This is a genomic window from Vibrio sp. L85 (genome assembly GCF_963871815.1).
Lineage (GTDB): Bacteria > Pseudomonadota > Gammaproteobacteria > Enterobacterales > Vibrionaceae > Vibrio > Vibrio harveyi.
This window is the reverse complement of record NZ_CAWMYL010000091.1, coordinates 1-25191: the sequence shown is the minus strand read 5'-3', so window position 1 is coordinate 25191 and position 25191 is coordinate 1. Positions and strand designations below refer to the sequence as shown.

Below are 25191 nucleotides of genomic sequence, written 5' to 3'. Positions count from 1 at the left end.
AGTCTGACAATGGCACGAATGAAATTCCTATGTGACACCAAACGCTGTATCGAGTGTAACGGCTGTGTTACTGCATGTAAGAACGAAAACGATGATGCGCTTGAGTGGGGTATTCAACGTCGCCGCGTAGTAACACTGAACGACGGTGAACCAGGCGAAAACTCAATCTCTGTAGCTTGTATGCATTGTACAGACGCGCCTTGTATGGCGGTTTGTCCAGCTGACTGTTTCGAGCACACAGAAGATGGCATCGTCCTTCACAACAAAGATCTTTGTATCGGTTGTGGTTACTGTCTGTTCGCTTGTCCATTCGGTGCGCCTCAGTTCCCGAAACAAGCATCGTTCGGTGAGCGTGGCAAAATGGACAAATGTACTTTCTGTGCAGGTGGCCCAAACACAGAACCAGGTTCTCTAGAAGAGCGTGAGAAGTACGGCGCGAACCGTATTGCTGAAGGTAAGCTACCTATGTGTGCGTCACTTTGTTCAACAAAAGCACTGCTAGCGGGTGATGCAGAGAAAGTTTCTGACATTTTCCGTCAACGTGTGGTTGAGCGCGGTGCGAAAAACGCAGGTTGGACAGACGGTAACGATCTTTCTTACGACGCAACTAAAAGCTAAGTAGGAGAGACACATGTTAAATACTCTTAAACGTGCGTCTCTTGTAATGCTGTCGATGATGACAGCATTACTGCTGACCTTTGCGATGCCAGCGTCTGCGCAAGAAGACACATCTCCAGTGGTACAACAGGAGATGACGCAACTTGCAGGTGCAGACTTTTGGCGTCAGGTCAAAGAGGGGCAAGAAGGCTATACCACGTCGAAATCAGCGGAACACGGTGTGCTGATCAGTACTCCGGGTGAGACTTGGTACATTCTTAAAGAGAAATGGATGTCTCCTGCGGGCGCTGTCGCAATTTTCGGCAGTATCGCAATGGTTATCATGGCTTACGTATTCGTTGGTCCTCTGATGCTAAGCAAGCCACGTACTGGCAAGAAGATGAAACGCTGGTCTCGACTAGACCGCGCACTACACTGGAGCATGGCGTTTACCTTCTTAACGCTAGCATTCAGTGGTTTGATGCTGGTTTACGGTAAGCACTTCTTAAAACCGTACGTGCCGACTGAGTTCTGGGGCTTCATCGTCATGTTGGCGAAGCAGTACCATAACTACATGGGTCCGCTGTTCTTCATCTTGCTGATGTTTGTTCTACTGAAATGGTGGCGCAAATCTATCCCTAACATGACAGACATCCGTTGGTTCATGAAAATGGGCGGCATGGTAGGTAAACATAAAGGCACGCACCCATCGGCTGGCTTCTCAAACGGTGGTGAAAAGGCGATCTACTGGTTGCTGATCTTCTTTGGTGCTATCGCTGCAGTGAGTGGCTTAATTCTGGACTTCCCAATTTTCGGTCAGACTCGTCGCCATATGGAGTTGTCTAACCTTGTTCACGCGATTTCGGCACTGATTCTAATCTGTGGTTTCATCTTCCACATCTACATCGGTCTATTCGGTATGGAAGGTGCGCTAGAGGGGATGGTCACTGGTGAAGTTGACGAGACATGGGCGAAAGAGCACCACGATCTTTGGTATGAAGAAGTGAAATCCAAAGAAGCGATGGGCGAAACAGATACGGTACAAACGGAAGCAAAAGGAGCAAAAGCGAATGAACAAACCTCATAACGGGATTTGGGTTGCGTACATCCTGAGCTGTTTGACCCCGTTTACGTTTTTGATCTCAGGCGTTGTCGCAATCATTTACGCTGGGTACCGTTTGGATAAAGGCGAAGACAGCGACGTAGTGAACTCGCATTACTACGGTTTGATTCGTACTTTCTTCCTGTACCTGACATTCTTTGTTGTTCTGATTGTAACGGTAGCAACATCAAATGGTGTGTTGATTGGTGTAAGTGATTACTGGATGCATAGTACGTTGCTAGACTCTGTTGCGTACTTTATTCCTTGGATTGGTATGTTGTTTGCTGCGTTGGCAATTCTTGTGTGGTTCCTACGCATGTACCAGGGTATGAACCAACTGCGCAATAACATGCCGCACAGACCGTCTACAGGTCCAAACCTGTAAATTCAATGGCTTTATTGAAGAGAAAGCCAGAGAAAAACAGTTTGTAAACATGCAAAACCCTCGACACAGTTCGAGGGTTTTTTATATCGTCTTTACAGGGAATACTGATTTAACAGTTTCCTTTTTTCGCTTGTCCCGGCGGACAGAAATCACCACCATGAACAGGGTGGTCATTATCCTTGTCATTGGTGCTCACTTTGACTTTTACGTCATCGACCTCACCTTCAATATTGGTGATCTGACAGCCAGCCAAAGTTCCCAGTAAGATAAGGACAAGAGATACACCTCTCATTGCTTTGCCTCTCAATTTATCATTCTAATCATGACCACTACGACCATGGTCTAATCCATATTACTACTGTTGTTATTCTATCGGTGTTAAGCTAATGAAAAAGAACAACAAGGATAGGTTATGAATTTCCCTTATAGAAATATTGTAGTACTTACTGGCGCTGGCATCTCGGCTGAGTCTGGTATTCAAACATTTCGCGCTCAAGATGGTCTCTGGGAGAATCACCGCATTGAGGACGTTGCAACACCCGAAGGGTTTGCTCGCGATCCCGATCTTGTTCAATCGTTCTATAATCAACGTCGAAAAAAACTACAGGGCGAAGATATCAAGCCTAATGCTGCTCATATCGCGCTAGGGCGCCTAGAAGAGCAGTTGGAAGGTAAAGTGACTATTATTACTCAAAACATTGATAATCTGCATGAGAGAGGCGGTAGCGCCAATATTATTCACATGCACGGTGAATTGCTTAAAGCGCGTTGTAGTGAATCTAATCAAGTCATCGAGCATTCAGAAGACATTGAAACTGGCGAATTATGTCACTGCTGCCAGATTCCTGCTCAAATGCGTCCACACATTGTTTGGTTTGGTGAAATGCCACTGCGTATGGGTGAGATATACGCGGCATTGGAAGAAGCAGACTTGTTTATTTCTATTGGTACATCTGGCGTGGTATATCCAGCCGCAGGTTTTGTACATGATGCAAAGATGCACGGTGCACATACGATTGAAATTAATTTAGAGCCAAGTGCCGTCGAGAGTGAGTTTGAAGAGAAGCGTTACGGTAAGGCAAGCATCGAAGTACCGAAGCTTGTTGACGAGATTCTTGCTCTGGAAAACGAACCTAGCGCTTAAAAAAGAGTTAACCCCAAAATCTAACAAAGGCATCGAGTGATTCGATGCCTTTTTGTATCTTGAAACTTTGTATTCTGCCGCTTTGTAATTCGAGCAATGTAGATTGAGATGCAAAGCACGAACTTCAGATACAAGAAAAGCGACCGAAGCCGCTTTTCTAAACTATTTCGACAGACTGATTAGTTGTCTACTTTTAGCTTTTGGAAGTACTCATCGTAAAGCACGCTAGCTTCACCAACTTCGTCTTGCCATGTACCGCTGTCCATCACTTCTTGTGGTGGGAAGATGCTTGGATCGTTAGCAAATTCTTTCGGTAGTAGATCGTGAGCTGTTTTCACTGGAGTAGGGTAACCAATCTCTAGTGCAATCTTAGCTGCGTTCTCAGGGCGTAGTAGGAAGTCGATCATCTTATGAGCTGCATCAACGTTCTTAGCTCCCGCTGGAATTGCGAGGCTATCCATCCAGAAGATAGTGCCTTTTTCTGGCCAGATGATATCGATGTTCGCGCCTTCTTGACGAGCCATGTAAGCAGAACCGTTCCAAAGCATACCAAGTGATACTTCACCTGCTAAGTATGGGTTCGCTGGGAAGTCTGAATTGAATACCAATACGTTCGGCATTAGCTTTTTCAGCTCTTCGTAAGCGGCTTTGATCTCGTCTGGGTTAGTGGTATTTGGTGAGTAACCAAGCTTAGTCAATGCAATGTGGAATACTTCGCGAGAATCATCCATTAGCATTAGTTGACCTTCCCACTTGCTATCCCAGAAGTCATCCCATTTAGTCACAGAAGACTTATCTAGCATATCAGCATTGATACCAATACCGGTCGCACCCCAAATGTATGGGATAGAGTAGTTGTTGTTCGGGTCGAACGGCTTGTTCAGGAAGTTAGTGTCTAGATCAGCAAAGTGAGAAAGTTTCTCTTTGTCGATCTTTTGCAGCATGCCTTCTTTACGCATTTTAGATACGAAATAGGTAGACGGTACTACCAAGTCGTAACCAGAACCTTGAGTTTTCAACTTCGCGTACATGCTTTCGTTAGACTCGTACGTAGAGTAGATAACTTTGATACCAGTTTCTTTTGTAAAGTCTTCAAGAACTTCGTTTGGAATGTATTCCGACCAGTTGTAGAAATACAGTTCTTGATCAGCAGCCATTGCAGGGGTAGCGATTAGCGTCGCCGCACACAGTGCGCTTGCGTAGAATTTACTTTTCATTTGTTTTCCGTTTTGTTCAGCAACAGGACAAATCAATACTAGTAACAAATAACGATTTGAGCCAAATTGCGATAAGCACAATCCTGTTTATCTGAGCCACGAAAACCAGCATTAGGGTCAAAATAGAACGTAATGCTTGAACTCGAGTCAAATAAACCTAGCAACATACAATTATATCAGTCAATTACAAAAATAGGCAGCGTATTGCTGCCTATTTTCATTTAGTAGATGGCTTATTAAGCAAGATCAGATTATTGACCCGCTTTTAGCTTCAGGAAGTAGTCTTCATACTTCACTGTCATGTCGCCAACAGAGTCTTGCCATTCAACACGGTCAAGGTCTTCTTGAGAAGGAAACAGTGGAGCAACATCTTTGAATTTAGCGTTAGATTCTGCAACCGCTGTTAGGTAACCCGTGTCCGCTGAAATTTGCTCTGCGATTTCTGGACGCAGTAGGAAGTCGATCATTTTGTGAGCCGCTTCTACGTTCTTCGCGCCAGAAGAGATTGCGAAGTTATCAACCCAACCGATGCCGCCTTCTTTAGGGAATACTAGTTTCAGGTTCATGCCTTCGTTTTGAGCAGCTGCTGCGCTACCGTTCCAAAGCATACCAACGCCAACTTCGCCAGACATGTATGGTGCGCCTGGGTTGTCAGAGTTAAATACTAGAACGTTTGGCATTAGCTTTTGTAGTTCTGCGTATGCTTCGTCGATTTGTTTTGGATCCGTAGAGTTACCTGAGTAACCCAGTTTGCGTAGTGCAATGTGGAACACTTCACGAGTGTCGTCCATCAGCATTACTTGACCTTCTAGCTCTGGCTTCCATAGGTCAGCCCAGCTTTGGAAGTCGTTTGGATCATACATGTCTGCGTTAACCGCTAGACCTGTAATCGCAACAACGTGTGGAATAGAGTAGTCGTTATTTGGATCGTAAGGCTTGTCTAGGTAGTTTTTATCTAGGTTGCCGAAGTTTTTCAGCTTAGTCTTATCGATCTTTTGTAGCATGCCTTCGTCACGCATCTTCGCTACGAAGTACGTAGAAGGTACCACTAGGTCATAACCTTGGTTATGAGTTTTTAGCTTTGCATACAAAGTCTCGTTCGACTCGTAAGTCGAGTAGATCACTTTAATGCCAGTTTCTTTGGTAAATTGCTCTAGGATATTACTGTTGATGTAAGGACCCCAGTTCATAAATACCAATTCTTTATCGTTCGCTGCCGCTGTACCAGAGAACAGAGAAAGCGCACATGCACTACCAGCTAATAGAGTAGCCCATTTTTTCATTGACGTTAGCTCCAAACCAAACGTTGTCCAATTAATTTTGGACGATAGATAGAAAAACAGAATGGCATGTAACCATTCTGTTTCGTGATGTTAACGGGTGCGGATTTTACTTCACTTTTTCTCTTGCTAGCAACTGAGAAATTACTACCAGAACCAAAGAAACAATCAGCATGACCGTTGCTAGGGCGTTCACTTCCGGTGAAATGCCCACCTTAACCATTGAGTAAATCTTCAATGGCAAGATTTCGTATGTTGGGCCTGTTACAAACGAGCTGATAATTACGTCGTCCAAAGACAGCGTAAAGCTCAATAGCCAACCTGCAGCAACCGCTGGTTTAGCAAGAGGAAGGATGATCTGTTTCAAGATAACCCATTCGCTTGCACCAAGGTCTTTTGCAGCTTCCAACATTTTCACATCAAAGCCATTTAAGCGGCTGTACACTGTTACCACAACGAACGGTAGACAGAAGGTGATGTGAGCAATCAATAGAGTAAAGAAGCCAAGCTGTGCGCCCAATACAAGGAACAGAGCAAGTAATGAAATCGCCATGACAATATCTGGAGACATCATTACGACAAACAGCATGCCGTTTACCGCACCTTTACCTTTGAACGAGTAACGGAATAGGGCAACAGCCGTCAAGCTACCAATGATGGTTGCTGCTGTCGCTGAGAATACCGCTACGTTCAATGAATGCCATGCAGCCTGCATCAGGCTGTCGTTATTTACTAAGGTTTCGTACCATTTCGTGGTGAAACCGCCCCATTTCATACCAAATTTGTTGGCATTAAATGAGTTAACAATTAAGACGATGATTGGCAGATACAAAAATGCATATACCAGCGCCATAAAGCTAAATCTAACTGTGCGTCCCATTAGTCTAGCTCCACTTTCTTATTCAATAGTTTGCCTGCTCTGTAGTAAGCGTAAAGCATCACAGCCATTGCGAAGGTGAGAGCGATACTGGTCGCGGCACCAAATGGCCAGTCACGAGCGTTCAGTACTTGGCTCTTAATTACGTTACCGATCAGTAGGTTCTTCGCGCCGCCTAGAAGGTCAGATATGTAGAACATACCTAGTGCTGGTAGTAGAACCAACAAACAGCCACCGATAATGCCTGGCATTGTCAGAGGCAAAATCACTCGTGTAATGGTTTGAAACTTGTTCGCACCAAGATCTTTTGCTGCCTCGATGTATGTGTTGTCTAGTTTCTCTATTGCCGAGTAAAGCGGCAAAATCATAAACGGAAGCAAGATGTACACAAGACCAATCATTACTGCTGTTTCGGTATACATTAAACGCATCGGCTTATCGATGATTTCCATTGCCATCAACGACTTGTTCAAAATGCCTTGAGTACCTAGAACAATCTTTAAGCCGTAAGTACGGATAAGGGAGTTAGTCCAAAATGGCACAATCACCAAGAACAACATGAACGGACGCCATTTTTCAGGCATTTTCGCTACGATGTAAGCAAATGGGTAACCAATCACCAAGCACAATAAGGTTGCAATGATCGCCATGTAGAAAGAGTGCATCAACACTTTTGCATACAGAGGGTCAAGCAGGCGAAGGTAGTTGTCGAAAGTAAACGTTAATTCAATTAGGTTCGCTTCATCACGCGTCAAGAAACTCGTACCGATAATCATTAGGTTTGGAACTAACACAAACAGTGTTAGCCAGCCAACGATTAGGGTAATGATCGCGTTCTGAAGATTAAGCTTCTTGCTTATCATTTAGTACTACCTCCCAGCTCTCAACCCAAGTAATAGCGACTTTCTGGCCGAGTGAGTGGTCCACATCTGGATCATCTTCGTTAAAGAATTCGCTTACCATCACGCGCATGCCTGAATCCAACTGGATAACTGAATCAAGCGTCATACCTTTATAGGTACGTTCTGTTACGTGACCTACGATGCCTTTTTCTTCAGACTCTTTGATCTCTTCGATACGTAAGTCTTCTGGGCGAAGTAGTACTTGTAGTTTCTCACCTGCTTGAGCTGCTTGATCGTAGTAAACAACAGATTCAACGCCTTCAATTTCTGCTCGGATGCGTTTCTCGTCGATACGCTCTAGCATGGTTGCGTTGAATACGTTGATCTCACCGATAAAGCGAGCAACAAATAGGTTCTTAGGCTCTTCGTAAATCTCACGTGGGGAACCATCCTGCTCGATAACACCGTCGCGCATAACAATAATGCGGTCAGACATCGATAGGGCTTCTTCCTGATCGTGTGTAACAAAGATAAAGGTAATACCAAGTTGACGCTGAAGCTGTTTAAGCTCGATTTGCATTTGCTTACGTAGTTTGTAATCAAGTGCAGATAGAGATTCATCTAGCAGCAGTACTTTTGGTTTATTAACAACCGCGCGAGCGATCGCGATACGTTGTTGTTGACCACCAGAAAGTTGGTGAGGCTTACGCTGTGCCATTTTTTCTAGGCGAACCATGCGTAGCGCTTCCATAACTCTTGGTTCAATCTCAGCAGCAGGTGTTTTCTGCATGCGAAGACCGAAAGCAACGTTTTCAAATACGGTCATATGAGGGAAGAGTGCATAACTCTGAAATACCGTGTTGACGTGCCTTTGCTCTGCAGGAACCTGTGTTACATCTTGGTCATCTAGTACGATTTGACCGTTGTCTGCCGTTTCAAAGCCCGCGATCATGCGTAAAACCGTTGTTTTACCACAACCAGAAGGACCAAGAATTGTCAGAAACTCACCATGATTAACATCCAGATTTAAATTACCGATGATTTCCTTACCATCGAAACTTTTGCTAATACCAGATAGACGAACTACTGGCTTTCCTGCTTGCTGTTTAGCGTTCAACGTCTGTATTTCTCCCACGTTCAAATTGGGGTGTATCCAATTGATGTGACATTAGTCATTCACTTTTGAGGCGCGCATCATAATCACCAAAATTGTGAAATCAAAGCATTTTCTTATCTTGAAACAGAAAAAATTTTGCAGGCAAAAGTAAACATTCCTTACCATACTGTTTTTGTAGGGGTATTTACATTTCAGCTATACATAAGAAAGGCATTAATTTCTTGTGCAAATGTTTTCAATTTCATAGATTTGCGAGTGGTTAATTATCGACCAAATAGCAGATATTGCAAGTATTGAGGCCGACTTATGATTTTAGACGTGCAAAGATTTCTTTATAATGACGCCCTTATTAATTAACTGGTTTTCCAGAAAAAATTTTACAAGTTAGCCTTGGATAAAATATGAACAACGATTTTGAGAAAGATTTCAATCTTGGAGGGAGTGTAGAGCGAGCTCTTTCTGGCAAGTATGAACTAAAAGCAGCAGCCGTTTTTAGCGAAGCTTGGCGCACAACCATCCAACAGTTTTTGTCCTTCTCGCCAGCGATTATTCTCCTCCTATTCGTTCAGCTGGGTATTTTCTATATTGCACTTCAACTTCAACTCGGAGATCCAAGTGTTATTTTGGATGCGCTTCAAAACCCTGAATCTTTTACCACAGATATCGTGTCCGCTATTTATGTCGCTAACTTCAGTTATGAAGTGATCAGTGCGCCGATTTATGCTGGTATTAGTTTAATGGCAATGAGCCACGTGGCGGGGTTGAAGACAAAGGTACGTCATGTTGGTAAAGGTCTTCAATTTACGGTTCCTGTGATTTTAGCAACACTATTTAGCCTGATGATGCAGGGTGTTGCTGGAATGATTTTCCCTTTGCTGTCGCTATACCTTTCTTTAGCATTTAGTCACTCTATCTTATTGATTTGTGAGAAAAGAGTGCCACCAATGCAATCGCTTTTATTGTCTCTTCGTGCCATAAACAAAAAGCTTTTTGTTGTCGCAGGGCTTTACTTAAGCGTGATGTTGATGTTTATTGTTGCTGCAATGTTCTACGGAATTGGCTTGATCTTCGTGTTACCGTTCTTCTTCCATTTGAAGGGAATCCTGTACCGCGAAATGTTTGGTATCAAGTTGAAGATCGTAGCGACGCAACAAAACGATAACGATCACGATGGTAACTCTCAGGTGTTTGATGCCTAAATCTTTAAAATCTATGAGTTTACGAGTGGCGGCTATCACAATAGCCGCCACTTTTGTTTCTATTGGTCCTTATTTGCACTATGACCGTGAGTATCGCAAGGCGATTGATCCGCAAGTTGTGCATGGACCCGTTTCACACCCAGATTTGTCGCATCTTCCTTATATTGGTGACATTCCGGATTTTAACTCGATTAAGGACACGAAAGATAAGAAGACAGCATTCTTTGACTTTCTTCGTCCGAAAATCGCGTTAGAAAATAAGCGCATTGAAAAAGAACGTGCATTCCTAACGTCTTTGACGGTTGGAGAGATTAGTTCAGAGCAAACATCCTATGCCGAGCGTTTGGCTGCACTATATTCTTATCCTTTGAAAGATGGAGCGGTCACACAAGCTTGGCTGGATGAAATGCTTAAGCGTGTCAATGTGTTGCCGGAGGCGCTGGTGTTAACTCAAGCTGCCAATGAATCTGCGTGGGGTACCTCTCGTTTTGCTAAACAAGCAAACAACTTGTTTGGTCAATGGTGTTATAAGAAGGGCTGCGGAATTGTCCCTGCAAAACGTGGCGCTGGTAAAACGCATGAAGTAGAGAAGTTCGATACTGTTCAAGAATCTGTACATGGATACTTTATGAATGTGAACCGTAACCGCGCGTACGCAGATTTACGAGACATTCGTGCGAATTTAGCAGGGAAACACAAGGATTTGTTATCTGTGGCGACAGCATCGGAGTTGACTCATGGCTTGCTTGCGTATTCTGAACGTGGCATTGCCTATGTTAATGACTTACGTGCGATGATTCGCCACAATAACGCTTACTGGACACAATAAAAGAAATAACGGATCGGATGAAGAAGTTAAGCCTAAGTTTACTAGGCAGTGCGGTACTGGTCTTAGCATCGCCTGCAACTCACGCGCAAGAATACATGTTTACGTATTCCAAGCTCTATACACAATTGAAGAATAATGCGAAAGAAGGGCACGATGATGTTAAAGTCGGTGTGTTTTTTGTGGATGCAGATACCAAGCAACTGTGTGAGATAGAAAAAGCATGGATGGAAAAAGAAGAGCATTACGAAGAGTTTGTGATTCCAGCTTCTAAAGAGCTTCCAATTCCGATCGATAAGAACTTGAAGTCTGCGAACCCGCTTGTCTTCGTCCAAACACCAAAAGATACTCGATGTGATTATTCTTTAGTTGTAATGACCAAAGAACCATTACAGGGTAACGTATCTTACGAACAACTCACGCCTTTGATGCCTCAAATGCAAGCATTACTTGAAGATCTAGGCGGTATGTTTGCTGGTTGGTTTACACCTCAAGTACAAGGTGTGACGATGGAGTTTGCTGATGCTCTTAATGATACGATTACCTTCTCTAATGGGACAGAGAAAGCAATCGTGGATGGAAAAGTTCAAGTTGCACTGAGCGAAATTGGTGAAGGTGGGCACATGACACTCCCTCAACCAACAACTCGTGTATTACCTTATCTTCCCAACGCAAAAAAATAAGCGTTAAGAAAAGCAAGAAGGGTCGCAACTGCGGCTCTTTTTTATTTCCAACGTACTCTCACCATTTTTTCACACTATTTATTGACGACTCCATCACACAAACATTTAATCCTGCGCAAAAAGCTCGTATAATCCACGCCCCAAAGAAACCCATGTTAGGAAGCCCTGGTCGATTTATCGGCGATGTGAGAGCCCGCAATGAACCAAGTAGATACAAGAAAAGAAACCCTAGAATTCAACAAGCTTCAGAAACGCCTAAGAAGAAATGTTGGAAATGCCATTACTGATTACAACATGATCGAAGAAGGCGATGTTGTAATGGCATGTATTAGTGGTGGTAAAGATTCATTTGCGATGCTTGATATCCTGCTGAATCTACAAAAGGCAGCACCAATCAAGTTTGAAGTGGTCGCAGTTAACCTTGACCAGAAACAGCCAGGTTTCCCTGAGCACATTCTCCCAGATTACTTTGAAACGCTGAACATTCCTTACTACATCGTAGACAAGGACACTTACTCAGTCGTTAAAGAGAAAGTGCCAGAAGGCAAAACGACGTGTGGTCTATGCTCACGCCTTCGTCGTGGTACGCTTTACTCGTTCGCAGAGAAGATCGGAGCGACTAAATTGGCACTTGGTCACCACATGGATGACATTGTAGAAACAATGTTCCTGAACATGTTCCATGGTTCTCGCCTTAAAGCGATGCCGCCAAAACTTCGTTCAGACGATGGTCGCAACGTTGTGATTCGTCCTCTTACTTACTGTCGTGAGAAAGACCTGATCAAATACGCAGAACACAAAGAGTTTCCAATCATTCCTTGTAACCTCTGTGGCTCTCAAGAGAACCTTCAGCGCCAATCGATTAAAGCAATGTTGATCGATTGGGACAAGAAAAGGCCTGGTCGCGTAGAAGCGATCTTCAAGTCAATCCAGAACGTAAGCCCAAGCCAGCTTGCTGACCGCGAACTGTTTGACTTTGAAAACCTTCCACTAGATCGTGAAGGTAACCGTGAAGAATACGAATTCAGCGAAGCGATTGTGTCTTCGACGAACATTGACGAGTCAATGTTTATCGATGTCACCAACATTTGATTCTAGGAGGCTAAGTTAGCCTCCTTTTTATTACGTGTATAACGCAATGATAGACATAAAAAATCCCCCAGTTATTGGGGGATTTTTATTTCTGGATAACGTTACAACTTATTAAGTCGCCGTATTTGGATCAAGTGGACTGATATAACCGTTTGGTTTCAATGCCAGTACGTCACAATTGATCTTATCAATCACATGCTCAGCCGTGTTACCAATAAACACTGCAGAAAGCCCTGTGCGTCCGGTTGTACCAAGAATCACCATTGCCGCATTTAGCTTTTCAGCCGTTGCAGGGATGATGTCTTCTGGTAAGCCTTGCTCAACGATAGTTTGCTCTTCATCTAGTCCGTGTTTTTGGCGAAGCGCTTTCATTGCTGTTAAGTGATGACCACGCACTGCGTCGGTATACGTCGTTGGGTCAAACTCAGGCAATTCGATCGTGATATTCGCCGGTGTAACCGGATAAGCATTAACAAGATACGGGTCTGCATCAAGACGATTAGTGATTTCTTTTAGACGCTCGACCATCGAATCGTTCAAGTCAATGTGCGTAGGGTTTTCAGAACCAACATGGACAGAAGCAAGAATCTTCGCATGCTCTGGCCAATCAGCATTTTTAATCAAAAGTACAGGGATAGGGCACTTACGCAACAAATGCCAATCTGTAGGAGTGAAAATGACGGATTCTAGAACATCGTGTTTACGCGTTCCTTTAATAACGATGTCGTGACCGCCAGCAAAGACTTCAGCAATGATCGCTTCATAAGGGCGATTATGCCAAACAACACAAACATCAAAGTCGAAGCTATCGTCTAAATACGGTTGGGCTATCTTACGCATCCATTGTTCACGTTGGTGGATAACACCGCGACGCATAGCATCTCTTTCATCGACCGACAGCATTGAGGTCATGTCATACGAAAAATCGTAGATTGACAGAAAGAAAGTGATTCGGCTTCTGGATACACTTTTTCGAGCGAGTTGAACTGCTCTTGCAAGTGCTGGCTGCTCATCATTATTGATGTCAGCAACAACAAGGATCTTACTGTATATACTCATATCTAAGCCCACTTATTATTGTAAAACCAAATACTGAATATAAGGTAAATCAGTATATTGGAGTACACAAGGTACATTTTTACTGTAGCTCAGTTTGGGGAAGAATTTGAGGACTTTCGAAGGGATTTTGGAAGAAATATGATGTAGCTCATTTTCGAGCTACATCAATTGATAGGGCAAATTAGTCTTTGCTGACGCCAGCAAGTTCCATCAATGCATCGTGATCTAAGATGGTGATGTACTTACCTTTTACGCTCAGAATTTCAGATTTCTGGAAGCGACCAAGTAGGCGGCTGATGGTTTCAACTGTTAGACCGAGGTAGTTACCAATATCACCACGAGTCATGGTTAGACGGAACTCTCGAGGGCTAAAACCACGTTGCGAGAAACGTGTTGATAGGTTGTAAAGGAAAGCCGCAAGACGTTCTTCAGCATTCTTTTTAGAAAGCAGAAGGATCATTTCTTGGTCACCTTTAATTTCGCTACTCATTAGACGCATGATCTGCTGACGAAGCTTAGGCATTTTGCCTGATAGGTCATCAAGGATTTCGTAAGGAATCTCACAAACCATTGAAGTTTCAAGTGCTTGAGCAAAACTTGGGTGTAGATCGCCCGTGATTGCGTCAAAACCTACAAGGTCACCTGCTAAGTGAAACGCAGTAATTTGCTCATCGCCTTGTTCTGTAATGGTGTAGCTCTTGATTGTGCCAGAGCGGATAGCGTACAGAGATTTTAGCTCATCACCTGCTTTAAAAAGCTCTTGGCCTTTTTGGATTGGCTTTTTACGCTCGATGATTTGATCCAACTGATCCAGTTCAGACTCGTTTAGAGTGAACGGAATACACAGTTGGCTAATGCTACAATCTTGGCAATGAATCGCGCAACCACCTGATTGGATACGCTTTGTTGCAGGTTTTTCAGAAATCATAACAACCTTTCACTATTTGATATACATCAATATTTTATCACCGCTTACTTCTAAAGGGTAGCAAAAAAATGATGGAAAACGACTTTGATGCTATATGAAACCAAGCATTCGCATCGCGCCGGCGGCAGTATACATGCCATAGCTTATTAGGATTAATGCAGAGATGTTTCTAAATATTAACGATTTTTGCAACTTCTGAAAATGGCTCGCACCATATCCGATGGCAAGCATTGATGGAAGAGTTCCGAGACCAAACGACAGCATGATTAATCCGCCGTTTAAAGCGTCTCCTGAAACTGCAGACCAGGTTAACGCCGAGTATACTAGTCCACAGGGTAACCAGCCCCAAATAAAGCCAAATGGAAAGGCATACATTGGGTGCTTCAGTGGCAACAAGCGTTTTCCTGCTGGAGAGATGAACTTCCAGATATGTTGACCAGCTTTCTCAATAACAAGCAGTCCTTGCCACCATTTTGCGATATATAGGGCGACTAAGATCATGAAAAGCGCGGCGACAAATCGAAGCCAAGCGAGAGACTGGGTTAAACCGCTCAACTCTGAAAGACCTGATATAGCACCACCAACAATTGCGCCAATTAACGCGTAGCTTGCGAGTCTGCCAACGTTATAGAAAAGGGGAATAGAGGAAGAAGGTTTATTGTTCGGTGCGCCCATGGAGAGTAGAGAGGCGATACCGCCACACATTCCCATGCAATGACCAGCCCCAACGAGACCGATCATAAATGCACCAATAAAGTCTGGGCTCATAAAATAACGCTATTGTTTTTTATTATTTGGTTTTTCGTCTTCATCAAGAAGAATGTTGTGACCTTGTCGCTCTAGATCTTCAAACTGGTCGCTACGAACAGCCCAAAGAAAAATAGCAACGGCGACACAGACCAACACAATGGCGATAGGGATTAATATGTAAAGACTTTCCATGTTTGATCTCTCACTTACTTCTCTTTAAGCAGTCGCAACGAGTTGGATACAACGATAATAGAACTCGCTGACATACCGACTACGGCGACGTAGGGGGCGACTAAGCCTGCAACAGCAAGCGGCAAAATTAGCAGGTTGTAGCCCAAAGACCAAGCCAAGTTTTCTCGAATTATCTTTCTTGTACGTATTGCAAGCAACCTTGCTTCTAATAGCTTTTCTAAATTATCGCCTAGGAGCGTCATATCTGCAGAAGCTTTAGCGACGTCCGTACCACCACCCATCGCTACAGAAAGGTGCGCACCAGCCAGCGTAGGCGCATCATTGATGCCATCGCCAACCATCATGGTGATATCGTCTTGATCTAGTCCTTTAAGATACGCGAGTTTGTCTTCTGGTTTTGCCGATGCGATCACATGGTCGATACCCATTTCATCTGCAACAGGCTGGGCATTTTGTAATGAATCGCCTGTCAATAAGGTAGTTGTAATACCAGCGTCAGCAAAGCGTTGGATGAATGCTTTACTCTCTTTACGAATGGGATCTCGGTAGTAAAAGGTCGCCACATGTTGTTCGTTTACAGAAAGATACACAGCATTGCTTTCATCTCGGTTTTCACCAACAACAAAATTAGCACTGCCAATTTTTACTGTCTTGTTGTTCCAAACACCTTGAATACCAGAACCAATGACGTTTTGAACCTCATCGACGTAGATATCTTCATGACCAAAACCAGAAAATGCTCGTGCGATAGGGTGATTTGCATGCGCCTCAAGTGCCGCTGCAAGAGCTAATGCCACTGACTTATCTAACTCAGCTAAAGTTTTGGTTTCACTAATCTCGATATCGCCTTTAGTCAAGGTGCCGGTCTTATCCACGACAAGATGATTAATCTTACACAGCGTTTCGAAAACATGCCCTTTACGTAACAGGATACCAAAGTTACCCATACGAGAAGTTGCACACGTTAACGCGGTTGGTGTCGCTAGAGATAGGGCGCATGGACAAGTAGCAACCAGAACAGAGAGCATAATCCAGAATGCATCATCGGGTTTAGTTTGGTGCCAGTAGAACCAAGTCCCTGCAGAAATGATTAGAATTGCGCCAACAAAATAACGCGCTACTACGTCGGCAATTTCTGCGATTTTTGGTTTGGAATGTTGGGCTTCATCTTGAAGACGAACGATATTAGAAATCATTGAATCTGCTTTAGAATTCGTCACTTCAAGTTCGAACGATTCGTCTCCATTTAATGTTCCCGCGTAAACTGCATCTCCTGCTTTCTTAACCACGTGAACAGATTCGCCGGTCAGCATCGATTCATCGATATGGATACGACCAGAAATCACTTTACCGTCGGCAGGAATATGTTCGCCAGGAAGAACGCGAATGCGATCGCCAACCTTTAGGGTTTTCACCGGAATTTGTTCACCGTCTAGTGTTGTCGCTATTGCAGGGATTAACTTAAGAAGGTTACCGCTAGCCGCAGCTGCTTTGCGACGAGCGCGCATTTCTAAGAATCGACCGACCAACAAGAAGAAGGTAAACATCGAGATAGATTCAAAGAACACTTCGCCTTGCTCAGTCACTGTTGCGACTAAGCTCGCCACATAAGCAAAAATCAACGCAATGGAAACAGGAACATCCATACCAAGGGTTCGACCTTTGATACTTCGCCATGCATTGAGGTAAAAGGGAAGCGCTGAATAGAGCAGTACAGGTGTTGCGAAGATTAAGCTTACCCATCGAAAGTAGTTTTTAAACTCTGGCTCCAAATCGCCAAAAACTTCCAAATACAATGCTACTGCAAGCATCATTACTTGCATGGTTGCAAGACCTGCGATACCTAAACGATAAAGGTACTGTTTCATCGTATGGTGGTAGGCAGCTTCTTGCTTGTCTGCCTCAAAAGGTGCTGCTTTGTAACCAAGCTTGTGAATCACTGATAGTAACTCGCTCAGACGTACTTGTGTCTTATCCCATGCAAGTAAAGCTCGGTTAGTGGTGGTATTTACACGAATAGAAACCAATCCTTTAACGCCGGAAACTTGCTTTTCGATCAGCCACGCACAAGCAGCGCAGGACACGCCTTCTAAAGAAAGGGTTACTTCAGAAGTGTTCTCGTGGTTACGAACGAACTCTGACTGAACGTCCTCATTGTCATAATGGATGAGAGCTTGGAGTTGCTCGGGGACTAGATCCGCCTTTTCTGCTGGCGCAGTTCGATATTGGTAATAGGAGACAAGACCACTATCAACAATGGTTTGCGCCACCGTTTCACAACCCGGGCAACACATGTCGCGAATTTCACCTAATATTTCTACTTTGAAATCCGTGTTGGCTGGTACATCTTCACCACAGTGATAACAGGATTTACACATAGGCTTACTTCATTAATGTTGTTGGTTGTGCTGGGAATTCGACGCGACCTTGAATCATCCATTCTTTGTTATGCGGTTCAAGCTCAACGAACCAAGGACCTTGAATAGAGTTTTCTGGCGTTAAACGATAGTTACCTTTCGCATCAGCAGTAAGTAGCTTAGTGAAATCACGGTCTGGCAATGTACGGTGTGTGAATGTCGCTGTTAGTGCAGGGAAGTGCGGTAATTCACCTTTATTGAAAGAGATAACCACTGTGTTGTTATCAGACGAAACAGTAGCGTTAAGACCAAGGTCACGAGCGACATTCATTTTACTGATATCGATATTGATGCCTTTGCCTTTTTTATAGTAATCCTCGGCGACCAAAGAAACTGAGTTATTGGCGAATACGACCACTGTAACGATTGTCCATACCACAACAGTTAGAGGCAGGATGATCAGGAACCACGGCCAAAATTGTTTATACCAAGGCTTTACCATAAAAAAGTTCTCAACAGCTAAATGAAAAAATGTAAGGCTTTAAATTTAAAGGAAAGACAGCCCCTATGAAAGGGGCTGTTATTGAAATGTTACTTATTGTCAGAGTTGCTTAAACTCCAGACGTATGCCGCGACAAGTTGAACTTTGTCTTCGCCTAGGATGTCCTTCCAAGCAGGCATTACACCTGAGCGACCGTTCATAACTGTTTCTGTTACTGCAGCGCGTGAATCGCCGAATAACCAATCTTGGTCAGTTAGGTCTGGTGCACCTACAGCAGGGTTACCTTTACCATCGGTGCCGTGACAAGCTGCACACACAACGAAACGAGCTTTGCCGGCTTCCGCTTCACGTGCGTTCACTTTACGACCAGAAAGGCTTAACGTGTAGCTTACGACTTCTTGAACACCTTGTTCACCAAGTGCATCTTTCCACGCTGGCATCTGACCGATACGACCTTGCATGATAGTTGTAACGATAGCCGCTGGCTCACCGCCGTATAGCCATGCGTCGTCAGTTAGGTTAGGGAAACCTTTTTGACCACGAGCATCAGAGCCATGACATTGCGAACAGTTCTGTAGGAACAAACGTTGACCAACTTTAATTGCTTCAGGATCTTGCGCAATCTCAGGGATAGGGCGTAGACCATCTGCGTTGTGAGCAAGTGCGCGGAATGCTTCACCGAAGTATGCATCAGCATCATCTAGCTCTTTAGCGTATTGGTTAAGTTGCTTGTTTTCTTGTGCTCGTGCGATGGCTTCTTTCGACTCTTCCAACGTACGTACAGTTTGATCTGAACTCTGCCAGTTTAGGACACCTTTGAAGCTACCTAGACCTGGAAATAGGGTCAGGTATACAGCAGCAAACACAAACGTGCTCACAAACAAGTATGTCCACCATTTTGGTAGAGGGTTATTAAGCTCGCGAATACCATCGTACTCGTGGCCCATGTCTTCCCCTTCCTCGACGCCCATTTTGTCTTTAGCGCACCAAGTCAGGAGGATCGCACAGCCTACTAGCGTACCGACAGTAATCACGATAATCCAGAGACTCCAGAATGTAGTCATTACTTCTTCACTCCTTGGTTATTTGGGGTCGTTTGTTCTTCGTCAGCAAACACCAAGTTAGCATCTTCCTCAAAGCGTGCTTTACGCTTCTTACCAAATGCCCACCATACGATGCCAATAAAACTAGCGAAGAGCACAACGGTATAAATACTATGAATTGTACCGAAATCCATATGACCCCCTTACTTCATTGCATGACCAAGAGACTGAAGGTAAGCGATGATTGCATCCATCTCTGTTTTACCTTCTACTTCTTTAGCCGCATTCGCGATTTCTTCATCCTTATAAGGGACACCGAACTGGTCACGGAAGATTTCTAGTTTCTTCTGTGTCAGCTTGCCGTCTAGTACGTTCTCTTCAAGCCAAGGGAAGCCTGGCATGTTTGATTCTGGTACTAGCTCTCGCGGGTCAATAAGGTGAACACGATGCCATTCGTCAGAGTAACGTCCACCTACGCGTGCCAAATCTGGACCTGTACGCTTAGAACCCCATAGGAATGGGTGTTCCCAAACGCTCTCACCAGCGACAGAGTAGTGACCGTAGCGCTCTGTTTCAGAACGGAAAGGACGAATCATCTGGCTGTGACACACGTTACAACCTTCACGGATGTATATGTCACGACCTTCCATTTCCAGAGGAGTGTAAGCTCGTAGATTTTCTACAGGCTCCGTCGTTTGCTTCTGGAAAATCAGAGGAGTGATTTCAACAAGCGCACCCCAACTGATTGCAAAGACGATGAAAATAGCCAACAAACCGACATTGCGTTCTAGGATTTCGTGGCGATTATTCGAATTATTACTCATTCTTTAATCTCCTTATGCCGGTTGAGGGATAGCTTTTAAGCTTTCTTTAGGCGCAGTTACCGTCTTGTACGTGTTGTATGCCATTAAGAACATACCTGATAGGAAGATGAAACCGCCTAAGAAACGTACGAAGTAGAACGGGTAAGATGCTTCTACAGATTCTACAAAGCTGTAAGTTAGTGTCCCGTCAGAGTTAACTGCGCGCCACATTAGACCTTGCATTACACCTGAGATCCACATCGCTACGATGTAAAGAACAGTACCGATAGTCGCCAACCAGAAGTGAACATTGATTAGGCTTACAGAGTACATACGCTCTTGACCGAATAGACGAGGGACAAGGTGATATACAGAACCAATTGAAACCATTGCAACCCAACCTAGTGCACCAGAGTGAACGTGACCAATGGTCCAGTCTGTGTAGTGCGATAGCGCGTTTACTGTCTTAATAGACATCATTGGACCTTCGAAAGTAGACATACCGTAGAAAGACAATGAAACGATTAGGAAACGTAGGATAGGGTCGTAGCGAAGCTTATGCCATGCGCCAGACAGCGTCATGATACCGTTGATCATACCACCCCAAGATGGAGCAAATAGAACCAAAGACATCACCATACCAAGAGACTGAGTCCAGTCAGGTAATGCTGTGTAATGCAGATGGTGAGGACCAGCCCAGATGTATAGGGAAATCAGTGCCCAGAAGTGAACGATAGATAAACGGTAAGAGTAAACAGGACGTTCAGCTTGTTTAGGGACAAAGTAGTACATCATACCTAGGAAACCAGCGGTCAGTAGGAAACCTACCGCGTTGTGTCCATACCACCATTGAACCATTGCATCCACTGCACCAGAATAAATCGAGTACGATTTACCAAGTGACACAGGGATAGCCATGCTGTTCACGATGTGAAGTACTGCTACTGTTAGGATAAAGGCACCGAAGAACCAGTTAGCCACGTAGATGTGAGAGGTATTACGCTTGACCAATGTTCCAAAGAACACGACTGCGTAAGATACCCATACTATCGCGATTGCGATATCAATAGGCCATTCTAACTCAGCATATTCCTTACCAGAGGTTAAACCTAGAGGTAGGGTGATTGCTGCGGCTAGGATAATTGCTTGCCAACCCCAAAAGGTGAAGGCAACGAGTGGGCCACCAAAAAGACGTGTTTGACAGGTGCGCTGAACAACATAATAAGATGTTGCGAACAGAGCACTGGTACCAAACGCAAAAATTACCGCATTAGTATGCAATGGACGTAAACGACTGTACGTCAACCACGGCGTATCAAAGTTTAGCTGTGGCCAAACTAACTGAGCGGCAATCAAAACACCAACAGCCATACCAACTATGCCCCATAAAATGGTCACAAGGGTAAATTGGCGAACGACTGTATAGTTGTAGTTTTGTTCAAGCTGCTTTACTTGGCTCATTTGCATGCTTCCAATTTCTAATTAACTACACTTTACTTCCAACACGACTTGCGTCGTAACACCACCCAAGTAAACTCTAGAATTCAAGTGTTATCATCACTTTATTTCCATTGCTGACTTTAATAAAAAGTGGCATTTTCAGCGTGACACTATACTTGAATTAACATTTCAATGACAGAGTAGTAACCTTACAAGACCTCTGGAAATCATTTTTTATTTAAAAAGTTTGAAGTTTGTAACAAGGATATTAGGAATTATGGCCGCACAAAAGTTAACAAAGGCGAGACTTGCACAAATCTTAATCATGCTCAGTCTTTTAATCGGTGCCTTTTTCTGGCGCACCTTTACTTATGAGACGAGCAAAGAGGTGGACTGTTCACAAAAACAACGATGTGATGTAACAATTGGTGTATCAAAAATCACTATAAATAAGACTTCGAAAGGCTTTTCAATCGAAAGCCCAGAAAATCGCAGTATAAAAATTGATCTAAATCAATCTGGTGAATTTATTCATCTCAACGATAAATATCGAGACATCAATTGGAATAGTATTTCGGAAACAAAAGCGATTAATATCAAATTAAATGAAAATATTGTCCAAGTTCATTTATAAATCTGATCTGACGCGAGATAATTGCATCTTGTTTATGCAATTAATGCTTTCTTGCCTAGCAGTAAAAATTTGCAGTGGTATAACAGTAAAGTGATAACCAATAATAAAACCGTATGCAGTGCCAATCATTATTTACTCATATCACCGACGAATATTTAGCGATAGAAGAATTTCGCTCTGAACTCAGTGAGGAGAATCTCTCACATATCATTTGCTACTACACTGAAGAGTACGACTTCAGAGCAATTCAGTACGCATTCTCCGACCTGTTTCCTGACATTCCATTCCATGGTGCTAGCTCATGCCAAGCTATCATGACTAACCATGGTTACCATCAAGGTCCTACCATTGCGATACTCGCGATCTATGACTCAGGTTTACATTCTTACGGGACAGGAATTTCAACTTATAGTACGGATATTGAATCCAGCGTAGACCAAGCGCTGAATATGGCTTTATTTCATGCAGATAGAGTAGGTGAGGTTCCTAACTTAATTCTCTTACATGCGACACCTGGGAATGAAGAATCTGTCATAGAATGCATTGACAGTCGGTTCGGAACATTAGTCCCAATCATTGGTGGTTCTGCTGCTGACAATAACATTGAAGGCAACTGGTCAATTATTACCTCTCAAGGGTACGAACAAAATGGCGTGAGCTTAACGTTGTTTTACTCCTCACAGCCGGTCGATATCGCATTCAGTGCAGGACACTCGCCAACAGGGATAACTGGTATTGCGACGAAAACGAAAGGTCGCATCTTACTCGAGATAGATAATCAACCTGCTCTCGATGTATATCGAGCGTGGACAAATCATCAAGAAACACAAACTGATAGAGAAAGCTTCCTGTTCACTAACTCAAGTGCATATCCGTTAGGGCGCGTCGCGGGTCAATTGTATGAGAGACCTTATTACAAACTCTCACACCCGATAAGAGAAACTGAACAAGGTGGCATTGAGCTTTTCACCGATATTGAAGAAGGCGAAATGCTAACGTTGATGCAAGGTAGTCGCCAGCATCTTGTCGCAAGAGCGGCGAGAGTTGTGAACGCTGCATTCAATCAAAAGTTAGAGGAATCTCGAAAAATAGGGGTGATCAATATCTTTTGTGCTGGTCCTATGTTGCACTTAAAACAGGACATCAACAGTGTTTGTGAACAAATTAATCAGGAATTAGAGAACCTGCCTTTTATTTGCCCGTTTACTTTTGGTGAGCAAGGAAGATTTATAGGTGGTGAGAATGGACATGGAAACCTGATGATATCATCAGCGATATTCCATAAACCTTATGAAAGATAAATATTTAGAGATATACCAGCAGGAAGCGTTACAAGAGGCACTTGTCGAACTCAAAGAGGCAAGGCAACGTGAGAAGTTATTGGCTGATGAAAACAAAGCCATTCTGTCAGCAATCTCTGCAATGAGTGAAGCTCGAAACCGTCACGAGATTTTCTCCGGTCTAAACAGTGTTCTAAAGAAGTACATTGATTTTGATGACTTCATCGTCATTACCCGCGACTGTAATAGACAAAACTTCAAGACGCTATTATCAACAAATAGTGTTTTTGATAGAGCAGATTGGTTACCGGGTAACGTGTCGGAAAGGGCTCTTAATGGCGAATGTATTTTGTTGTTCGAGCCGATGCGATTAAAGGAGTTTGAGAGCTTAAACTCCTTTATTAAAAGCCACGTGAATTCAATGCTACTTACGGGCATTCGATCTGAAGTAACCCAGACTATTATCATCCTTGTTGGAGCTCAAAAAGGTCACTTCAGTATTGAAAACAAAGAAACGTTAAGGCGTTTTAGACCCTTAATTGAAAGGGCTGTTATCGATATTGAAACCAAAGAGAAGTTACAACGTATCGTTGAGGTGAGGACGTCTCAATTAGCACGGGCTAGAGAAGAAGCAGAAAGAGCTAACCAATCGAAGTCTGAGTTTTTGGCCATGATGAGTCACGAAATTCGAACGCCTTTGAACTCAGTTCTGGGGATGTTAGACATCTTGAGACAATCAACTTTAACCGATGCCCAGTCAGACGTATTGAACCAAATGGAATGCTCTGCAGATTTGCTATTGGCGATTATCAGCGACATTTTGGATTTATCAAAGATAGAGTCAGGAAGCTTTCACTTAAATGAACAGTGGACAGACTTAAGTGACGCGGTAACACTAATTGTTTCTCAACAAAAACAAGTGGCTACAAGCAAAAGTTTGAGCTTTGACCTACACTGCAATCTAGATAGAAATAAACAGTACTGGATTGATTCTACTCGTATATCGCAGGTGCTTTTTAACTTGATTGGAAACGCGATTAAGTTTACAGACTTTGGAGATGTGCATGTTTCTGTGCTAGAAAGCAATGGTGAAATCATCATATCTGTCGCAGATACTGGGATAGGAATCCCTCAAGCTAAAATTGGTCATTTGTTTACAGCTTTTCATCAAGGCGACAGCTCAATTACTCGTCGATTCGGTGGTACAGGGCTTGGACTTGCCATCACCAAACACCTTGTTGAGATGATGCGAGGTTCAATTTCTGTAAAAAGTGAAGAGAGAGTCGGCTCTCATTTTACAGTCAAAATCCCGGTTCTCACCAGGACTAACCAAGAAAGACCGGTAAAGATAGAATCAAATCAGCCATCAAAGTCGACCAACATTTTAGTCGTGGAAGATACTGAATCTAACCAGTTAGTGATAAAGCTTATTCTGAATAAACTCGGGCACAATGTATTTATTGCCAGCCACGGCGCGGAAGCCTTAACGTTTTTGGAGCAACAAACACAAGACATCGATATCATTTTAATGGATGTGTCGATGCCCGTTATGGATGGCATTACAGCGACAAGACTTATCAGAAAGAAAGGAATCAAAACACCAATCATTGCATTGACTGCACACGCGCTTGAGAGTGATAAAGCGACATGCATGAAAGCTGGCATGGACGGATTTGTATCAAAGCCAGTTCGCAGACAGGATATCTACGAAGCGATCCATTCATTAGTGGAGATCGCGTAGCGAATTAATATAGATCTTAACAATCGTAAGATTATTAAGATCTATATTAAGTATTTTATGCACCCTAGATGTCATCTTTAGAAATCCGTTTTAGAAAACTA

27 protein-coding genes are annotated in these 25191 nt (G+C 43.5%); 11 read left to right on the top strand and 16 right to left on the bottom strand.

All coding sequences use genetic code 11. From position 1 onward, the window contains the following. Positions 1-9: 9 nt before the first annotated feature. Genes fdh3B through AACR11_RS09420 form a run of 3 tightly spaced genes read left to right on the top strand, consistent with a single transcriptional unit; the run spans position 10 to position 2084 of the window. Complete coding sequence (gene fdh3B, locus AACR11_RS09430) at positions 10-618, top strand: formate dehydrogenase FDH3 subunit beta (RefSeq protein ID WP_005427693.1); 609 nt, start codon at positions 10-12, stop codon at positions 616-618. Positions 619-631: 13 nt separating this feature from the next. Beyond that, positions 632-1684 carry a formate dehydrogenase subunit gamma gene (locus AACR11_RS09425; RefSeq protein ID WP_005445799.1) on the top strand — a complete coding sequence of 351 codons (1053 nt, stop codon included), beginning with the start codon at positions 632-634 and terminating at the stop codon, positions 1682-1684. Then, complete coding sequence (locus AACR11_RS09420) at positions 1668-2084, top strand: membrane protein (RefSeq protein ID WP_005427687.1); 417 nt, start codon at positions 1668-1670, stop codon at positions 2082-2084. The genes AACR11_RS09425 and AACR11_RS09420 overlap by 17 nt, the downstream gene beginning before the upstream one ends. Positions 2085-2193: 109 nt before the next feature. Here AACR11_RS09420 and AACR11_RS09415 read toward each other — a convergent pair whose 3' ends face one another. Beyond that, complete coding sequence (locus AACR11_RS09415; protein WP_029788464.1) at positions 2194-2376, bottom strand: hypothetical protein; 183 nt, start codon at positions 2374-2376, stop codon at positions 2194-2196. Between the two features lie 120 nt (positions 2377-2496). On the opposite strand from AACR11_RS09415, the gene cobB reads away from it, so the two are divergent. Beyond that, on the top strand, positions 2497-3228 hold the full coding sequence (cobB, locus tag AACR11_RS09410) for a Sir2 family NAD+-dependent deacetylase (protein WP_009697787.1): 732 nt from the start codon (positions 2497-2499) through the stop codon (positions 3226-3228). A 179-nt stretch (positions 3229-3407) separates the two neighbouring features. On the opposite strand, the gene AACR11_RS09405 is transcribed toward cobB, so the two are convergent. From AACR11_RS09405 to potA, 5 genes are all read right to left on the bottom strand, one after another. Further along, on the bottom strand, positions 3408-4445 hold the full coding sequence (locus AACR11_RS09405; protein WP_005445793.1) for an extracellular solute-binding protein: 1038 nt from the start codon (positions 4443-4445) through the stop codon (positions 3408-3410). A gap of 251 nt (positions 4446-4696) precedes the next feature. Beyond that, positions 4697-5728, bottom strand: coding sequence for an extracellular solute-binding protein (locus AACR11_RS09400; protein ID WP_005445792.1), 1032 nt, complete (start codon positions 5726-5728; stop codon positions 4697-4699). 106 nt (positions 5729-5834) lie between these two features. Next, positions 5835-6605 (bottom strand): spermidine/putrescine ABC transporter permease PotC, encoded by a 771-nt coding sequence (gene potC / locus AACR11_RS09395; protein ID WP_005389180.1) that lies wholly within the window; start codon positions 6603-6605, stop codon positions 5835-5837. Further along, a complete protein-coding gene (gene potB / locus AACR11_RS09390) occupies positions 6605-7465 on the bottom strand; it encodes a spermidine/putrescine ABC transporter permease PotB (RefSeq protein WP_005441590.1) in 861 nt (286 codons plus the stop codon). The genes potC and potB overlap by 1 nt, the downstream gene beginning before the upstream one ends. Continuing rightward, complete coding sequence (potA, locus tag AACR11_RS09385; RefSeq protein WP_009697791.1) at positions 7446-8561, bottom strand: spermidine/putrescine ABC transporter ATP-binding protein PotA; 1116 nt, start codon at positions 8559-8561, stop codon at positions 7446-7448. Before potA ends, potB begins: the two co-directional genes overlap by 20 nt. 401 nt (positions 8562-8962) lie before the next feature. Here potA and AACR11_RS09380 point away from each other — a divergent pair, with 401 nt between their 5' ends. From AACR11_RS09380 to ttcA, 4 genes are all read left to right on the top strand, one after another. Continuing rightward, on the top strand, positions 8963-9760 hold the full coding sequence (locus tag AACR11_RS09380; RefSeq protein WP_005445789.1) for a hypothetical protein: 798 nt from the start codon (positions 8963-8965) through the stop codon (positions 9758-9760). Then, positions 9753-10589 carry a glucosaminidase domain-containing protein gene (locus AACR11_RS09375; protein WP_029788463.1) on the top strand — a complete coding sequence of 279 codons (837 nt, stop codon included), beginning with the start codon at positions 9753-9755 and terminating at the stop codon, positions 10587-10589. Before AACR11_RS09380 ends, AACR11_RS09375 begins: the two co-directional genes overlap by 8 nt. A 17-nt stretch (positions 10590-10606) precedes the next feature. After that, on the top strand, positions 10607-11269 hold the full coding sequence (locus AACR11_RS09370; protein WP_005445785.1) for a DUF2987 domain-containing protein: 663 nt from the start codon (positions 10607-10609) through the stop codon (positions 11267-11269). Between the two features lie 198 nt (positions 11270-11467). Then, positions 11468-12361, top strand: coding sequence for a tRNA 2-thiocytidine(32) synthetase TtcA (gene ttcA, locus AACR11_RS09365; protein WP_079324686.1), 894 nt, complete (start codon positions 11468-11470; stop codon positions 12359-12361). A 111-nt stretch (positions 12362-12472) separates the two neighbouring features. Here the strand turns inward: ttcA and uspE are convergent, their stop codons facing one another. The 10 genes from uspE to ccoN form a co-directional block, all read right to left on the bottom strand. Beyond that, positions 12473-13420, bottom strand: coding sequence for a universal stress protein UspE (uspE, locus tag AACR11_RS09360; protein WP_005445783.1), 948 nt, complete (start codon positions 13418-13420; stop codon positions 12473-12475). Positions 13421-13601: 181 nt separating this feature from the next. Then, entirely contained in the window at positions 13602-14348 is a 747-nt protein-coding gene (locus tag AACR11_RS09355; RefSeq protein WP_005445781.1) for an FNR family transcription factor, read from the bottom strand. A 90-nt stretch (positions 14349-14438) separates the two neighbouring features. Next, a complete protein-coding gene (locus tag AACR11_RS09350; RefSeq protein WP_005445779.1) occupies positions 14439-15116 on the bottom strand; it encodes a sulfite exporter TauE/SafE family protein in 678 nt (225 codons plus the stop codon). A 9-nt stretch (positions 15117-15125) separates the two neighbouring features. Then, positions 15126-15290 carry a cbb3-type cytochrome oxidase assembly protein CcoS gene (gene ccoS, locus AACR11_RS09345; RefSeq protein ID WP_005429857.1) on the bottom strand — a complete coding sequence of 55 codons (165 nt, stop codon included), beginning with the start codon at positions 15288-15290 and terminating at the stop codon, positions 15126-15128. A gap of 14 nt (positions 15291-15304) precedes the next feature. Then, a complete protein-coding gene (locus tag AACR11_RS09340; RefSeq protein WP_029788462.1) occupies positions 15305-17668 on the bottom strand; it encodes a heavy metal translocating P-type ATPase in 2364 nt (787 codons plus the stop codon). 4 nt (positions 17669-17672) lie between these two features. Then, entirely contained in the window at positions 17673-18149 is a 477-nt protein-coding gene (locus tag AACR11_RS09335) for a FixH family protein (RefSeq protein WP_005445775.1), read from the bottom strand. 89 nt (positions 18150-18238) lie between these two features. Then, positions 18239-19213 (bottom strand): cytochrome-c oxidase, cbb3-type subunit III, encoded by a 975-nt coding sequence (gene ccoP, locus AACR11_RS09330; protein WP_005429865.1) that lies wholly within the window; start codon positions 19211-19213, stop codon positions 18239-18241. After that, positions 19213-19386 (bottom strand): cbb3-type cytochrome oxidase subunit 3, encoded by a 174-nt coding sequence (locus AACR11_RS09325; RefSeq protein WP_005429887.1) that lies wholly within the window; start codon positions 19384-19386, stop codon positions 19213-19215. Before AACR11_RS09325 ends, ccoP begins: the two co-directional genes overlap by 1 nt. A gap of 9 nt (positions 19387-19395) precedes the next feature. Next, the gene (gene ccoO, locus AACR11_RS09320) at positions 19396-20016 is read right to left on the bottom strand and encodes a cytochrome-c oxidase, cbb3-type subunit II (RefSeq protein ID WP_009697800.1); all 621 of its coding nucleotides are present in this window, start codon (positions 20014-20016) and stop codon (positions 19396-19398) included. Between the two features lie 12 nt (positions 20017-20028). Beyond that, complete coding sequence (ccoN, locus tag AACR11_RS09315) at positions 20029-21456, bottom strand: cytochrome-c oxidase, cbb3-type subunit I (protein ID WP_005445771.1); 1428 nt, start codon at positions 21454-21456, stop codon at positions 20029-20031. Positions 21457-21712: 256 nt separating this feature from the next. Between ccoN and AACR11_RS09310 the strand changes: the two genes are divergently transcribed. The 3 genes from AACR11_RS09310 (at position 21713) to AACR11_RS09300 (ending at position 25090) form a co-directional block, all read left to right on the top strand. Next, entirely contained in the window at positions 21713-22069 is a 357-nt protein-coding gene (locus AACR11_RS09310) for a hypothetical protein (protein ID WP_029788461.1), read from the top strand. A 113-nt stretch (positions 22070-22182) separates the two neighbouring features. Beyond that, positions 22183-23370 (top strand): FIST signal transduction protein, encoded by a 1188-nt coding sequence (locus AACR11_RS09305; RefSeq protein WP_079324684.1) that lies wholly within the window; start codon positions 22183-22185, stop codon positions 23368-23370. Continuing rightward, complete coding sequence (locus AACR11_RS09300) at positions 23360-25090, top strand: response regulator (RefSeq protein WP_029788460.1); 1731 nt, start codon at positions 23360-23362, stop codon at positions 25088-25090. Before AACR11_RS09305 ends, AACR11_RS09300 begins: the two co-directional genes overlap by 11 nt. Positions 25091-25191 lie beyond the last annotated feature (101 nt).

Bases quoted from the DNA above. Each gene is read 5' to 3' on its own strand.
- AACR11_RS09310 (WP_029788461.1), top strand. From the start codon at position 21,713: ATGGCCGCACAAAAGTTAACAAAGGCGAGACTTGCACAAATCTTAATC.
- ccoO (WP_009697800.1), bottom strand. From the start codon at position 20,016: ATGAGTAATAATTCGAATAATCGCCACGAAATCCTAGAACGCAATGTC.
- AACR11_RS09415 (WP_029788464.1), bottom strand. From the start codon at position 2,376: ATGAGAGGTGTATCTCTTGTCCTTATCTTACTGGGAACTTTGGCTGGC.
- potC (WP_005389180.1), bottom strand. From the start codon at position 6,605: ATGGGACGCACAGTTAGATTTAGCTTTATGGCGCTGGTATATGCATTT.
- AACR11_RS09400 (WP_005445792.1), bottom strand. From the start codon at position 5,728: ATGAAAAAATGGGCTACTCTATTAGCTGGTAGTGCATGTGCGCTTTCT.
- uspE (WP_005445783.1), bottom strand. From the start codon at position 13,420: ATGAGTATATACAGTAAGATCCTTGTTGTTGCTGACATCAATAATGAT.
- AACR11_RS09425 (WP_005445799.1), top strand. From the start codon at position 632: ATGTTAAATACTCTTAAACGTGCGTCTCTTGTAATGCTGTCGATGATG.
- AACR11_RS09335 (WP_005445775.1), bottom strand. From the start codon at position 18,149: ATGGTAAAGCCTTGGTATAAACAATTTTGGCCGTGGTTCCTGATCATC.
- potB (WP_005441590.1), bottom strand. From the start codon at position 7,465: ATGATAAGCAAGAAGCTTAATCTTCAGAACGCGATCATTACCCTAATC.
- ccoS (WP_005429857.1), bottom strand. From the start codon at position 15,290: ATGGAAAGTCTTTACATATTAATCCCTATCGCCATTGTGTTGGTCTGT.
- AACR11_RS09405 (WP_005445793.1), bottom strand. From the start codon at position 4,445: ATGAAAAGTAAATTCTACGCAAGCGCACTGTGTGCGGCGACGCTAATC.
- AACR11_RS09300 (WP_029788460.1), top strand. From the start codon at position 23,360: ATGAAAGATAAATATTTAGAGATATACCAGCAGGAAGCGTTACAAGAG.
- AACR11_RS09325 (WP_005429887.1), bottom strand. From the start codon at position 19,386: ATGGATTTCGGTACAATTCATAGTATTTATACCGTTGTGCTCTTCGCT.
- AACR11_RS09370 (WP_005445785.1), top strand. From the start codon at position 10,607: ATGAAGAAGTTAAGCCTAAGTTTACTAGGCAGTGCGGTACTGGTCTTA.
- cobB (WP_009697787.1), top strand. From the start codon at position 2,497: ATGAATTTCCCTTATAGAAATATTGTAGTACTTACTGGCGCTGGCATC.
- AACR11_RS09380 (WP_005445789.1), top strand. From the start codon at position 8,963: ATGAACAACGATTTTGAGAAAGATTTCAATCTTGGAGGGAGTGTAGAG.
- ccoP (WP_005429865.1), bottom strand. From the start codon at position 19,213: ATGACTACATTCTGGAGTCTCTGGATTATCGTGATTACTGTCGGTACG.
- ccoN (WP_005445771.1), bottom strand. From the start codon at position 21,456: ATGAGCCAAGTAAAGCAGCTTGAACAAAACTACAACTATACAGTCGTT.
- AACR11_RS09350 (WP_005445779.1), bottom strand. From the start codon at position 15,116: ATGAGCCCAGACTTTATTGGTGCATTTATGATCGGTCTCGTTGGGGCT.
- AACR11_RS09375 (WP_029788463.1), top strand. From the start codon at position 9,753: ATGCCTAAATCTTTAAAATCTATGAGTTTACGAGTGGCGGCTATCACA.
- AACR11_RS09305 (WP_079324684.1), top strand. From the start codon at position 22,183: ATGCAGTGCCAATCATTATTTACTCATATCACCGACGAATATTTAGCG.
- AACR11_RS09355 (WP_005445781.1), bottom strand. From the start codon at position 14,348: ATGATTTCTGAAAAACCTGCAACAAAGCGTATCCAATCAGGTGGTTGC.
- ttcA (WP_079324686.1), top strand. From the start codon at position 11,468: ATGAACCAAGTAGATACAAGAAAAGAAACCCTAGAATTCAACAAGCTT.
- fdh3B (WP_005427693.1), top strand. From the start codon at position 10: ATGGCACGAATGAAATTCCTATGTGACACCAAACGCTGTATCGAGTGT.
- AACR11_RS09340 (WP_029788462.1), bottom strand. From the start codon at position 17,668: ATGTGTAAATCCTGTTATCACTGTGGTGAAGATGTACCAGCCAACACG.
- AACR11_RS09420 (WP_005427687.1), top strand. From the start codon at position 1,668: ATGAACAAACCTCATAACGGGATTTGGGTTGCGTACATCCTGAGCTGT.